Annotated in this window: 13 protein-coding genes; 8 read left to right on the top strand and 5 right to left on the bottom strand. The window is 72.6% G+C overall.

Features of this window, described 5'->3' with window-relative positions:
- Positions 1 to 214: 214 nt before the first annotated feature.
- Positions 215 to 2,242 carry a HelD family protein gene (locus ACIPK4_RS26870; protein WP_402316799.1) on the bottom strand — a complete coding sequence of 676 codons (2,028 nt, stop codon included), beginning with the start codon at positions 2,240 to 2,242 and terminating at the stop codon, positions 215 to 217.
- Between the two features lie 422 nt (positions 2,243 to 2,664).
- Positions 2,665 to 4,959, bottom strand: coding sequence for an MMPL family transporter (locus ACIPK4_RS26865; RefSeq protein ID WP_402316796.1), 2,295 nt, complete (start codon positions 4,957 to 4,959; stop codon positions 2,665 to 2,667).
- Positions 4,960 to 5,317: 358 nt separating this feature from the next.
- On the opposite strand from ACIPK4_RS26865, the gene ACIPK4_RS26860 reads away from it, so the two are divergent.
- The 6 genes from ACIPK4_RS26860 to ACIPK4_RS26835 all read left to right on the top strand — a co-directional run bounded on the left by ACIPK4_RS26860 (position 5,318) and on the right by ACIPK4_RS26835 (position 9,352).
- Positions 5,318 to 6,646, top strand: coding sequence for a sensor histidine kinase (locus ACIPK4_RS26860; RefSeq protein WP_402316793.1), 1,329 nt, complete (start codon positions 5,318 to 5,320; stop codon positions 6,644 to 6,646).
- Positions 6,643 to 7,440, top strand: a complete 798-nt coding sequence (locus tag ACIPK4_RS26855; protein ID WP_402316790.1) for a response regulator — start codon at positions 6,643 to 6,645, stop codon at positions 7,438 to 7,440. The genes ACIPK4_RS26860 and ACIPK4_RS26855 overlap by 4 nt, the downstream gene beginning before the upstream one ends.
- 79 nt (positions 7,441 to 7,519) lie before the next feature.
- Positions 7,520 to 7,768 carry a hypothetical protein gene (locus ACIPK4_RS26850; protein ID WP_376196056.1) on the top strand — a complete coding sequence of 83 codons (249 nt, stop codon included), beginning with the start codon at positions 7,520 to 7,522 and terminating at the stop codon, positions 7,766 to 7,768.
- Positions 7,765 to 8,031, top strand: a complete 267-nt coding sequence (locus ACIPK4_RS26845; protein ID WP_054223900.1) for a hypothetical protein — start codon at positions 7,765 to 7,767, stop codon at positions 8,029 to 8,031. Before ACIPK4_RS26850 ends, ACIPK4_RS26845 begins: the two co-directional genes overlap by 4 nt.
- Before the next feature lie 17 nt (positions 8,032 to 8,048).
- A complete protein-coding gene (locus ACIPK4_RS26840) occupies positions 8,049 to 8,603 on the top strand; it encodes a hypothetical protein (protein ID WP_402316787.1) in 555 nt (184 codons plus the stop codon).
- Between the two features lie 86 nt (positions 8,604 to 8,689).
- On the top strand, positions 8,690 to 9,352 hold the full coding sequence (locus ACIPK4_RS26835; protein WP_402316784.1) for an SGNH/GDSL hydrolase family protein: 663 nt from the start codon (positions 8,690 to 8,692) through the stop codon (positions 9,350 to 9,352).
- 319 nt (positions 9,353 to 9,671) lie between these two features.
- Here the strand turns inward: ACIPK4_RS26835 and ACIPK4_RS26830 are convergent, their stop codons facing one another.
- Positions 9,672 to 10,592 (bottom strand): alpha/beta fold hydrolase, encoded by a 921-nt coding sequence (locus ACIPK4_RS26830; RefSeq protein WP_402316782.1) that lies wholly within the window; start codon positions 10,590 to 10,592, stop codon positions 9,672 to 9,674.
- Positions 10,589 to 11,182, bottom strand: a complete 594-nt coding sequence (locus ACIPK4_RS26825) for a TetR/AcrR family transcriptional regulator (RefSeq protein WP_402316779.1) — start codon at positions 11,180 to 11,182, stop codon at positions 10,589 to 10,591. Before ACIPK4_RS26825 ends, ACIPK4_RS26830 begins: the two co-directional genes overlap by 4 nt.
- Positions 11,183 to 11,690: 508 nt before the next feature.
- On the opposite strand from ACIPK4_RS26825, the gene ACIPK4_RS26820 reads away from it, so the two are divergent.
- Both ACIPK4_RS26820 and ACIPK4_RS26815 read left to right on the top strand, forming a co-directional pair.
- The gene (locus tag ACIPK4_RS26820) at positions 11,691 to 12,035 is read left to right on the top strand and encodes a MazG-like family protein (RefSeq protein ID WP_402316776.1); all 345 of its coding nucleotides are present in this window, start codon (positions 11,691 to 11,693) and stop codon (positions 12,033 to 12,035) included.
- A 1-nt stretch (position 12,036) separates the two neighbouring features.
- Positions 12,037 to 12,522 carry an NUDIX hydrolase gene (locus ACIPK4_RS26815; RefSeq protein WP_402316773.1) on the top strand — a complete coding sequence of 162 codons (486 nt, stop codon included), beginning with the start codon at positions 12,037 to 12,039 and terminating at the stop codon, positions 12,520 to 12,522.
- A 21-nt stretch (positions 12,523 to 12,543) separates the two neighbouring features.
- Here the strand turns inward: ACIPK4_RS26815 and ACIPK4_RS26810 are convergent, their stop codons facing one another.
- Positions 12,544 to 12,735: a nuclear transport factor 2 family protein gene (locus ACIPK4_RS26810; RefSeq protein ID WP_402316772.1), complete on the bottom strand. Its 192-nt coding sequence runs from the start codon at positions 12,733 to 12,735 to the stop codon at positions 12,544 to 12,546.
- Positions 12,736 to 12,752: the final 17 nt, after the last annotated feature.

The following is a 12,752-nucleotide window of genomic DNA, read 5'->3' as shown; positions in this document are numbered from 1 at the left end:
CCGATTTCCGGCTGTTTCCGGGTCCGGTCGGAGATTCTGCAACATGACCGGGGCCTTGCCGCAAGGCCCCCTGTGCGCTATATCTTGATAGTGGCAAGGAGTGGGCAACGCCCTCCTTGCCTTTGTCATGTGTGCCACTGCGCGCGATGCGGGGCCCTGCTCCGCGGCCCCGTAGCGGTGGGCCCGTAGCGGTGGGCCCGGCCGACAGGAGTCGTCAGGCGGGCTGGACGGTGACGGTGCACAGGCGCTTGGTGGCCCGGGTCAGGGCCACGTACAGGTCCCTTTCCCCACCGGGTCGGGCCGTGATGATCTCGTCGGGGTCCATGACGACGACCCCGTCGAATTCCAGGCCGCGTGCTTCGGACGCCGGCACGATGCGTGCGTGGTGGGCGACGCCCCGGGCCGTCAGCTCGCTCACCTTGGTGTCCGCGCAGATCACTCCCAGAAGCTCGCCCGGGTGCGCGGTGCTCTGGGCGCGGAGTTCCCGGACGACGGCGGTGACCGACCCGCCCGGAGGCGTGGCCACGGTGCGAGGGCTCTCACCGCTTCGCAGTGACCGTGTGGGCTCCTGGTCCGGGGCGATCCGCGTGAGCAGGTCCCGGACGCTCTCCAGGATCTCCTGCGTGGTGCGGTAGCTGACGGTCAGGTTGTGCAGTTTGAACCGCGGTCCGACGTGGGGGCCCAGTGCTTCCTTCCAGCCGCGTGCTGCCGCGACCGGGCCCGCCTGGGCGAAGTCACCCACCAGTGTCATCGCCCGCGCCGGGCAGCGGCGGACGATCATCCGCCACTGCATCGCGGTCAGTTCCTGTGCCTCGTCGACGACGACGTGCCCGTACGTCCGCTCGGGGGGTCCGTCGACCAGGCTCGCCGCCTCGTCCAGCAGCGGCACGTCGGCATCGGTCCACGGGTCGTCCGGACCGCGCAGCAGAAGGGACCGCTCCTGCGCGGTCAGGTGGGGCAGGTGCTCGGCGAGAGCGCCGGCGTCCGTCAGGAGCGCCCTCACGAGGTCACTGGCTGCCAGCCGCGGCCACAACGCCTCGACCGCTCGGTTTACGCCGGCGTCCTCGAGGAGGTCGGCCCGGATGGCGTCCACGTCCAGCTCGTGGGCCGGATCCGGGTCGGCCGCGCCTTCGGCACGGCTCCGGTCGGCTCCCGTGAACCGGTCGAGGTCGATGCCCGTCATCCTTTCGGCATCGGCGTCGATCTGCTCCAGGAGGTCGCCCATGTCCCGTTGCATCGCGTCGGTGACGGCGTCGGCCAAGAGCTCCCGGAACACCTGGCGTGCGGGGTTGTGCCCCGGTACGGCCGCCACGGCGGCGTCGCGTGCCGTCGCGACCTCCTCGCCGGACAGGTGCACCAGTTCCCGTCCGACCCGCACGGTGAAGTCACCTGTGGGGGCCTGGTGGTCGCGCAGCAGGCCGGCCAAGGCGTCGGCGAGGCCGGAGCCGCCCTTGAGGCGCGCCGTGTCGAACGGGTCCACCGTGTCCGTGGACACTCCGGCCAGTTCCGGGCAGGTCGCCAGGACGACGTCGTTCTCTCCGAGCGAGGGCAGGACCTGGGAGATGTAGTCGAGGAACCGGGCGTTCGGGCCCACCACCAGGACACCCTCCTCCGCGGCGCGCGGGAACGCGTACAGGACGTAGGCCGCCCGGTGCAGGGCGACCACCGTCTTGCCGGTGCCGGGGCCGCCCTGCACCACCGTCACCCCGCGGTGGGCTGAGCGGACGATCTCGTCCTGCTCGGCCTGCAGCGTCGCGACGGCCGCGTGCATCCTGCCCGTACGCCGCGCCGACAGAGCCTCGGTCAACGGGCCGTCACCCACGACGTCCTCGTCGGTCGGGGCGGTCCCGTCCAGCAGTTCGTCGCTCACCGAGACGACCGTGCGCCCCTCGAGGCGCAGGTGCCGGCGCCGCCGCAGGTCCATCGGGTGGACCGGTGTCGCCTCGTAGAAGGGCCGCGCCGCGTTCGCGCGCCAGTCCACGAGCAGAGGCAGGTCGTCCTCCTCCGTGTGCAGTCCGATCCGACCGATGCGCAGGGCCGTGCCGTCCGTCCAGTCGATACGTCCGAAGACGAGCCCCTTTTCGGCTCCCTCCAGCCGGCCGATCTCCTTGGTCAGACGATCGGCGGCGATTTCTTTCTCGTATGCCTCAGCGGCGCTTTCCGCCGGGGCCTTCAGTAAGCTCGCTCGCTGCCCTCGCGCCTCGGAAATCCGCTCGGTGAGCAACTCATACAAGGAGGACACATAACCCCGCTCCGATGCAACTGCACGCACAGCGGAATCATTTGTTTTCGACAACAGGGGGCTCCTTCGATTCGAGCCACACCATACGATCAAATCCCCCTGAAGGTAAGTCTTGACTTACCTCGTGAATCCGTGTCCCTGCGGCTGAACCCATGGACGGCGGACCGTACGCGACCGTACGACGTGCCGCGCATTCCGCCTTTCCGTATATCGCCTATTGCGCTCCCGACGCCCGCAGGCCCGTCCGCACCCGGACCATCCGACCCGGATTAAGCGGTCCTCGGCCTCCGCGCCTTTATGTCGTCGGAGGAACGAATGACGACAGGCGCGGCGGACGTCGAATACACCTGTGTTTCCGGGACCGGCGGAGGCGCCGGTCCCGTCCGATCCGATGACGGCTGATGACAGGGTTTACCGACGGCCTACGCCGTGATCCGGGCTGGTTCCGGGTTCCGGGCGGGGTCGTGCGGATGGGCGCCGGGGGTCGGGCGCGGGTGGGTGGGGCGGGGGCGGGTCGGCCACCACAGGCTCCGGCCCAGGAGGGCCGCGACGGCGGGGACCAGCACCAGGGACAGCAGCAGCGCCGAGAGCAGGATGCCGAGCGTCATCGCGAAGGCGACCTGCTCGGTGCCCGGGGTCGTCGCGAGGGTGGCGAAGGAACCCGCCAGGATCAGACCGGCCGTCGCGATGGCCGGCGCCGTGTGCCGCAGCGCGCGGGCGACGGCGGCGCGGGCCGGGCCCGGGCGGCTCATCTCCTCCCGGATCCGGTCGGTGATCAGGATGTTGTAGTCGGTGCCCAGGGCCACGACGAACAGGAACAGCACCAGCGGGAGGGTGAAGCTGACGCCCGGCCGGCCGAGGCCGTGCTGGAAGAGGAGGGTGGCGGCGCCGAGGGTGGCGGCGAAGCCGAGTCCGACGGACAGCATCAGCACCACCGGGGCGAGCAGGCTGCGCAGGAGCAGCAGCAGGATCAGCGCGATCAGCGCGGCCGCGACCGGGAAGACGATGGTCAGGTCGTGGTCGACGGCGGCGGCGATGTCGGCGAAGACCGCGGCGGTTCCGCCCACATGGGCCGTCGTCCCGGCGGGCGTGTGGGCGGCCACGGCGGCCCGGATCGGTCCGGAGGCCAGGTCCCGGGCCTGTTGGCTCTGCGGGTCCGCGGTCGGGTAGACGTCGATGCGGGCGGCCCGGTGGTCCTCGTTCAGGACGGTCTGCCCCACCTGCCCCACGCCCTCGACCCGGGTGAGTGCACGGGCGAGGCCGCCCAGCCGGTCGGCGGTGAGGGTGCCCCCGTCCTTCGCGGTGACGAAGACGCTCGTCGGGTCGGACACACCGGCCGGCAGGGCGCGGGTGACCTCGGCGGCGGTGGCCGCCGCCGGGGTACGGGCCCCGGAGTCGCCCTGCCCGTAGTCCATGCGGATGCCGAGCATCCCGGCGGCCAGTGCGGCGAGGAGGGCGACGGAGGCCGTCAGCATCATCAGCGGGCGTCGCGCGACCAGCGCGCCGAAGCGGGCGGACCGGCCCTCGGGCGGCTCGCGGCGCAGGGTCCGGGAGGGCCAGAACATCTTGCGCCCGGCGGCCGCGAGCAGCGCCGGCATCAGGGTCAGGCTGCCGAGCAGCATCACCAGTACGGCGACGGCGATGGCGGGGCCCAGCGAGCGGAACTGTCCGAAGGTCGCCACGCCCAGCGTTGCGAACGCGGCCACGATCGTCAGCGCCGCGGAGGTGATCGCGGTGCCCACCCGGGCGGAGACCTGCGCGGCCGCCTCGCGCGCGGACTGCCCGGGCCGGGCCCGCAGTTGCTCGCGGAAGCGGAACATCAGGAACAGCAGGTAGTCGATGCCGATGCCGAGCAGGACCGGATTGATCAGCCCCGGGGTGCTCGCGTCGAGCTTGAGTCCGGTGAGCATGGCGGCGCCCGCGACGGCCGTTCCCGCCACGCCGATGATCATGGCGGACGCGAGCAGCGGCAGCACGGCCGCCAGCACGCTGCGGAAGACCAGCACGTTGAGCAGCACGATCAGCACCGTGACGAGGATGCCGCCGGCCTTCGTGGCGGTCTCGTGGGCGTCGGCGGTGTCGACGCTGTCCGCGAGGCCCCCGGTGAAGCCCGTACGCATCCCCGCCTCGGCGAACTGCGTCCGGGCGGAGTCACGGAAGGCCCGGTAGACGCCCTGGACGCCCTCGTCCGCGGGATTGCCGAGCAGCGCGACGGTGAGCAGTTCGAAGCTCCGGTCGGGCGCCGTCATCGCCGGGGCGATCCGGGGCGTCTGGGAGCGGTCGGGGACCATGAACTCCGGCCTGTCGTCCTTCCTCGGCATGACCACCCGGCGCTGGGCCAGCTTCGCCGCCTCGGCCTCGATCCGCTTCCGGTCGGCGTCGGCGAGGGGCTCGCCGTCGGCCCGGGCCACGAGCAGCGTCACGGTGGTCGCGTCGGGATCGGCCCCGAACTGCTCCTGGGCGATGTGCAGCGCGGCGGCGGAGTCGTAACTGCGGGGCAGGAACTCCCCGGTCTGGTTCTGGGTGACGCGGGCGAGCAGGAGCGGGGCGAGGGCGCTCAGTGCGAGACCGAGCACCATCCAGAGGGTGATGACCTTCCAGGGGTGTCTGGTGGAGTATCCGGTCAGGGCGCGGATCACGATGGGTCCTCCGGCGGACGCGTTGGGGTGCAGGATGCGGATGGCTGCCGGGGGGCTCCCGGCCGGTGTCCAGACCATCAGCGCGGGGTGCGGTCGGGCGTCGGGGCAGCGGATGATCCGCACCGGGGCCCTGGGTCCCGGACCGGGCGGCGACCGGGACCCTGGTCCTAGGCCCTGTCGTCAAACTGCCGTCTGCCCCGCGACGCCTGGCACGCGCTCTCGCCGCACCGGGCGAAAAGCCAAGTACGTCCAGTACGCGGTCTTCCGCCCGGCGCGCCGAGAGCACGCACCAGACGCCGCGGGGCCGCCCTCCGGGCGACGACGGGAGTTTGACGACAGGGCCTAGTCCCGGCTGCGGTCCTGGTCACGCGGGTGTTGTGCAACCCTGTGCGGGTGGGGCCGGGAGCAGGCCGGATGCAGGGAACAGGGAACAGACATGCCCAGAAGCCGAGATCTCGGGCCCGGCGATGCCGGGGAGCTGCCTGACGCCGGCGGTGAAGTCGGCGACAGCGGCGGCAACGGCGGCTACGGCGGCTACGGCGGCTACGGCGACGACACCGGCGTGCCTTCGTGGACGCGCAACGACGCACTGGTCGCCGGCGGCGCGTGCGCGTTGAACCTGCTCAGCTACGTGTTCTTCAACGACGCCGCCGGCCAGGGACACGGACAGGGAGCGGGACAGGTCCAACACGTCGTGAGCGTGTTCGGGTTCCTGCTCGTCGCGCTGGGGGCCGTGCCGCTGCTCGCCCGGCGCACCCACCCCGTCGCGGTGCTCGCCGCCGTGCTGGCGCTCGACGGGGCGGCCAGCCTGACCGTGCCGCTGTCCACCCACTTCGGTGCCGTGCTGATCGTCGCCCTGTACGCGGTCGCGCGCGCCCGCCCCGGCCGGGTCACGGCGGGCGCCGCCGTGGCAACGGTGTCGGTGACGCTGCTGAGCCAGAGCCACGGCCGGCTCCCGTCCTGGCAGGCCGCCGTTTCCGCACCGGCCTCCACCTTGATCGTCATTGGCACCGCCCTGGTGGTCAACCGCTGGCAGCACGAGGTCGCGGCCAACCGCAGGCTCCTCGCCGACCGCGCCGTGGCCGACGAACGCCGCCGCATCGCCCGGGAACTGCACGACATCGTGGCCCACCACATCACCACCATGCAGCTCATGGCCGGCGGCGCCCGGGCCAACATCGGCGATCCGGAAGTGGTCCGCGACGCCCTGGTCACCCTTGAGTCCTCGGGGCGGCTGGCACTGCGCGAGATGCGCCAACTGCTCGACGTACTGCGGGCCGGCGACGAGCCGGAGGCCGAGCTCTCGCAGCCCCAGCCCGGCGCCGGCGACCTCGACCGCCTGGTCGCCGAATCGCGGCTCGCCGGACTGCCCACCGAGTTCGGCGTCCACGGGGAGCAGCGCCCGCTGCCGCCGACCCTCGGCCTCACGGTGTTCCGGATCGTCCAGGAAGCCCTGACCAACGCCCGCAAGTACGCGGGGCCCGCCGGGGCGTCCGTACGGCTGACGTACCGGCAGGACCGGGTCACGGTGGAGGTACGGGACGTCGGCGGGGGCGGCGGGGGCACGGCAGTTCACGACGCGGCGCCGTCGGCGGGCTCGGGCGGCTACGGCCTGATCGGCATGCGCGAGCGCGTGGCGCTGCACGGGGGCACCCTCACCACGGGCCCGCAGGCCGACGGGGGCTTCGCCGTGGTGGCCGAGCTGCCGCTGGGTTCGGACGAGGCGGCCGAGGCGGCCGTCCAGCACGAAGGGGCACGGCGATGACCGAAAACGGAACGGCAACGGGAACCGGAACGGCAAGGGGAGCGGGAACGGCAAGGGGGGCGGGAGCGGGAGCCGAGAGCGGGCCGACCGCGCCCACGGCCCGGATCAGGGTCCTGATCGCGGACGACCAGCCGCTGGTGCGGCGCGGACTGTCGCTGATCCTGTCCCCCGAACCCTCCTTCGAGGTGGTCGGCGAGGCCGAGAACGGCGCGCAGGCCGTCAACCTCGCCCGTCAGCTGCACCCCGACGTGGTGGTGATGGACATCCGGATGCCCGTCCTGGACGGGGTCGGTGCGACCGCGGAGCTCGCCGCCACCGTGCCCGGCTGCCGGGTCCTGGCCCTCAGCACGTTCGACCTCGACGAGTACGTCGTGGGCGCGCTGCGCGCCGGCGCCTCCGGGTTCCTGCCCAAGGACAGCTCCCCGGAGGACCTGAGCGCGGCGATCCGTACGGTCCACGCCGGCGAGGCCGCGGTCGCACCGCGCCTGCTCACCCGGCTGATCTCCACGTACGTACGGGCATCCCGCGATCCGCGGCCGAACCCGACGAGGGAGACGGGGACGGGTGAACTCACGCCCCGCGAGGTCGAGGTGTGGCGCCTGATGGCCACCGGCCACGACAACGCCGGCATCTCCGGCGCCCTGGACATCAGCCTGTCCACGGTCAAAAACCACATCACGAGCATCTTCGACAAGCTGGCCGTCCGGGACCGCGCCCAGGCGGTCATCGCGGCGTACGAATCGGGCCTGGTCACCGCAGGCGGGACGACGCCCCCCGCCGGTCCCACCGGCTAGCGCTGCGGCGCAGCCGGACTCGTTCTGGGCGGTGTGCTCCGGCTCGCGCCGTAAATCGAACACGTGCTTGAATTGGTGCATGCAGTGCACCTCCCCCGCCTCCTTCCCCGACGACCTGGTCGGGCTCCAGGCCGACTGGCTCCGTACGTACCGGGAACTGGCCCGGTTGTCCGCGTCGGCCGGCCATACCGGGCTCCGGCGCAGGCTGATCGGCCTGTCGTGCGCGATCGCCGTCCATCCGTACTGGTCGCGTCCGGTCCGTGCGGCGGGTGGCCCCGCCGAGCTGCGCCGCGCGGCGCGGTCCCGAGCGTGGGCGAGGGCGGCATGACCAGCGCCTGCCCCGGCAACGACCGGGGCCACGACGCGCCGGGCCCTGCCGCCCGACTGGTCGTCCATCCCCCGGACCACCGCGGCTGGCGGCGGGTGCGGTACGACGGGCAGAGCCTGGGCACTGCGTACCGGATCAGCGACATAGCCGTCTTCCTCGCCGCCACGGGAATGGAGGACGCGGAGGACTTCGACCTGACGGACCCGGCCCACGTCGACTGGCGCGGCGGCGGCCCCGACTGCTGGACGCCACCGGCGCTGTAAGCGGGAGCGGGAGCGACATGGACATGCAGGGGCGTGCCTACCGGTACGTGGGCCCGGCCGACCTGTTGGCGCTCGTCCGGCCGGGTGGCGGGGGTCGGAGCATCCGCTCGGCAGCCGACCTCGACGCCTGGGCCCGGAGCCTGACGCCGGAGGAGTCGGCCGAGCCCTTCACGTTCGTCGTCGACGCCACGGGCGTACTGCGCCTGGCACCGCGTCGGAGCGAGCACGTCGTCTGCGCGGGTGGGGAAACGGTCCTGAGCGCCGGGGAAATCACCTTTCGCGTGGAGTCCGGACAGTGGACGGTCAGCGAGGTCAGCAACCAGTCGACCGGCTACTGCCCGGACGTCCGCTCATGGCCGGCGGTCGCATGGGCCCTGGACGCGGCCGGAATCGTGCCTCCGTCCGCGTTCACCCACGAGGTGGTGTTCCGCCGGTGTCCCGCCTGCGGTCAGCTGAACATCGTGCGCGAGCAGGACTTCGTCTGCGTCTTCTGCGACGGGGCACTGCCCGGCGAATGGAACGTGGATGAGGACAGAGGCGGGGACGGGGGCGGGAACAGGGGCGGGGGCTGATGCTGGCGGTGGGGCGTCGGTGCGATGTCGGCGTGGTCCGGCACCCTCGAGAGGTCCTCTTCTCACCCCCAGTTCCGGGAGCGCCCATGGCCATCACCCTCCGTGCGGGAAGCACCGTCATGTTCACCGGCGACTCCATCACCGACTGCCAACGGCTGGAGAGTGAAGACGGCCTCGGGTTCGGCTACCCGCTGCGCATCGCGGGCGAATGGGGGCTCCGGCATCCGGACCGGCCCGTGACCTGGCGGAACACCGGGATGGGGGGCCACAAGGTGAGGGACCTCGAAGCCCGCTGGCAGCGGGACGTCCTCGACGCGCGCCCGGACGTGGTGTCGATCCTCGTCGGGGTCAACGACATGGGCTGGCACAGCCTCGACCCCCAGGGGTACGTGATCTCCGCGGAGGAGTTCGAGGCGGGATACGACCGCCTGCTCGCGCCCCTCGCCGAGGCGGGCGCGGAGCTGATCCTCATCGAGCCGTTCCTCCTGCCCGTCCACGGTGTGGTCGAGGCCGGTCCCGTGCTCATCGGGGAGAAGGAGCGGAGCGCGTGGCGCGCCGACCTGGACCCGAAGATCCAGGTCGTGCGCAAGCTCGCACGCAGGTACGGCGCCCAACTCCTCGCCGCCGACGGCATGTTCGCCGGACTCGGCGCGACGGCCGGCCCGGAGCACTGGGCCGCGGACGGCGTCCACCCGACGCCGGCCGGTCACGCCGCGCTCGCCGAGGCCTGGCTGCGCCTGGTCGCGTGACCGCCCCGGACGCCCGGGCCCGGACGGACACGCTCCGTCCCCTTGAGGGGGACGGCTGAGGGGCCGAAGCCCTCGTAGACCCCGCCGTGGGTGACCCCGCCGTGGGGTGCCGCTGTACGACGCGGTGGCCGTTGGGAGCCGGGGAGCCGGGGAGCCGGGCACCACCATCTCTGCGTCCGCCGCCACCGCCTCCTCCACCGCTGCGCCCAGGCCTGCGACCGTCAGGGTGGCCGCTACGCGCCCCCCGGTCACCAGGCCTTGCCGGCCTGCTCCCGGAACGTGCGGTTGATGCGTTGATGGCGGGACCGTGGGTGACCGTTCAGGCCGGCGTGGTCGGGAGCTGTCCGCGGAGGGCTTTGCGGAGGGTGTCGGCGAATTCCCCGGGGTGTGTGGTCAGGCCGGTGTGGCCGCCGGGGAAGTGCAGGAGGTTCTTGCCGAGGCGCTCGGCCAGGAGTGCGGCCGGACGGTACGGCAGCTCGCCGCGGGAGTCCTGGCCGCCCGCGAGTACGAGCCGGTCCGACACCTCCGCGAGGCGGTCGACGTCGGGGGCGTGGCCCATGAAGGCGGGCACGATGCGCCCCACGAAGTAAGGCAGGTTGGCCATCGTCCGCTCGGCCCGCGCCGCCGCACCGGGCGGCAACTCGACCTCGGCCTGCGGAGTGGGTGTGGGTGCGGGCGTGGGTGCGGGCGTGGGTGCCGGCGTGGGCGGCGTGTCCTCGCCGTCCTCCTTCCTCAGGCCGGCGGCGAACTCGGCCATCGCCGGCATGAGCCCCCGGGTGCGCAGCGTTTCCTGCACGCGGACGAGGAGGGCCCTGTGCACGGGCGCGTCTGGCAGGACCTCCACCAGCGGCGGTTCGTGGGCCACCAGGCGCCGGACGCGTTCGGGGCGGGTGGCGAGCAGGTGCACGGCGGCGATCGCGCCCGAGCTGCTGCCGAAGACCAGGGCGGGTTCCTCCGGCGAGAGCAGGTCCAGGATCCGCAGTGCGTCGTCGGCGTGCTCAGCGACGCTCTGCTCGGCCTCGGGGTCGTCGAGCGTGCTGCGTGACATGCCGCGGGGGTCGTACGTGGCGACGGTGTACTCGGCCGCCAGGTCGTCGGCGACGCCGACGAAGGAGGCCGCGCCGCCCGATCCGCCGGGGATGAGCAGCAGGAGCGGGCCCCGGCCGCGTACGTCGTAGTGCAGGGTCGCGCCGTCCACGCGCAGGCTGCCGGAAGTCTGCCGGGAAGTCGGGGCGGTCATGCGGAGTCTCCTTCTCCGTGCGGGGGCCAGTGCTCCAGGAGGGTGTGCAGGGCGTCGAGGGCGCGGAGCCAGGAGCTCTGCGGTGCCCGCGCGTGGGCGAATCCGCCCGCTGCCTCCAGCGCGACGAACCCGTGGAACGTGCTGCGCAGCAGTCGGACCGCGTCCGTCAGATCGGGCTCGGCGAGGCCGTAGCCGCGCAGCATCCCGTACGTCAGCTCGACGGCGCGCCGCGGGCCGGGTGCCTGTGCGGCGAGGACGGGGTCGATCTCGATGGGTGTCTGGGTCGCCGCGTAGCGGCCGGGATGCCGGTGGGCGTAATCCCGCCAGGCGTTGGCGAACGCGACCAGTGCGTCCTTGCCGGACCGGCCGGCCGTGGCCTCCGCGATGCGGATCGTCTTCTCGTCCGCGGCCAGCAACGCGATCCGTCCGCGCAGGTCCTCCAGGTTGCGCACGTGCGTGTAGAGGCTCGCGTCCTTCACGCCGAGCCGCCGCGCCACCTGCGACATGGTCACCCGGTCGAGTCCGGCCTCGTCCGCCAGTTCGGCGCCCGCGGCCGTCACGCGCTCCGCCGTCAGTCCTGCCCGCGCCATGCGTCGTCGCCTTCCCTCACTCGTTCCTAGGGGTATTAGTTATAACCTAGAGGTCCTAGGTTTTCCAAGCCTGCCAGGTTTCCCGAGGTTTCCAAGTTCCAGGTACGGATGCGGCGTTGCGGAGGGCTACGCCGGGGTCGGGCGCGACGGCCGCCGACCGTGAGGTGAGCCGCCGACCGTGAGGTGAGGGGAGTACGGCCGTGGCGAGCTGCTCCACCACGACGGTGCGCGGGTCCCTGGGCCCCCTGGTCGCCCACTTCCTCCCCCCGCGTCACGGTCCGCCTCCCGCCCCGCCGGCCGGCCGGCGAACAGTGGTGAAGGCGCAATTCAGCCAGCGGTACACGGGAGGCGCCGCCGGGTTGAACGCGATGCCGGGCGGCCATGGTTCATGGGGGGAGTCGGACACCGCGTCATCCAGCCACCCGTGCCCGGCGACGCTGCATCCCGGACGCCCTCTTGTTCGTTCACAGGGCCGAGACCGAACGACAGCCGGACGAAAGGAACCATCGTGGAGCAGAACGCCTGGGACGTCACCGGGGAGCTCGCCGTCTTCTTCGACGAGGCCGCCGCCCATGTTCCCGCCGAGCAGCGCAAGGTGTTGCAAGTGCTCAAGATCGGGGAGGAGTTCGGCGAGGCCGCCCAGGCGGTCATCGGCGCCACCGGGACCAACCCCCGCAAGGGCCGGTCCCACTCGTGGCAGGACGTGGAGTCGGAGGTGTGCGACGTCCTGGTCACGGCCATGGTCACGCTGCACCGGCTCGGCGTCGCGGACCCGGCCGCCCTGTTCACCGCGCACCTGGAGAAGACCGCCGCCCGCACCCTGGCCGCCACCACCCCCGTCCCGGAGGCGTGACGTGTGGATTCCCCGAGAGGAGTGGGTCAAGACGCTGCCGCAGACGGTCGTGGCCTCCTGCGTCCTGCTGCTGGACCCCGACGGCCGCGTCCTCCTGCTCCGGTACGGCCCCGGCACGCCCGTGTCGGGACGGTGGTGGCTGCCGGGCGGGATGCTCGACCACGGCGAGGACCCGTGGGCGGCGGCGCGGCGGGAGACGAGCGAGGAGACGGGGGTCGAACTGGCCGATGTGCCAAGGCTGATCGGCACGGACCACCGCGTCGACGTCGAGAACACCGGCCCCGTGATCGACTACTTCTTCCACGGCGGCGTCCACACGGGCGAGCGGCCCATCCGGCTGAGCGACGAGCACGACCGCCACGCGTTCAAGCACCTGGACGACCTGCGGGACACCCCGCTCGCCGCCGGCCTCCAGACCCTGACCGCCCTCCACACCGCCGCCCGGTCCGGCACGACGGTCTACCTCCGCGAGGGACGCCCGCTGTGACGGCTCCCCGTGCGGCAGCGCTCAGTGGGCCTCCAGCGCCTGCACCAGCTCGGGCAGGCGGCCGCCGGCCACCACGAGGGCCAGGTGGTCGTGGAAGTCCCGGCTGCTGACGATCAGGCCGTCGCGGACCCGCAGTACCTGGATGTTGGCGGCCACGAACGAGCGTCCCGTCGCCCGGTGGTGCACCTCGTAGTCCCACTCCGCGACCACCACCTCCGGGTCGTCGGTCT

The organism is Streptomyces sp. NPDC086989, assembly GCF_044745505.1.
In the GTDB taxonomy this organism is placed as follows: Bacteria; Actinomycetota; Actinomycetes; order Streptomycetales; family Streptomycetaceae; genus Streptomyces.
This window is presented reverse-complemented; position numbering and strand designations above follow the sequence as displayed.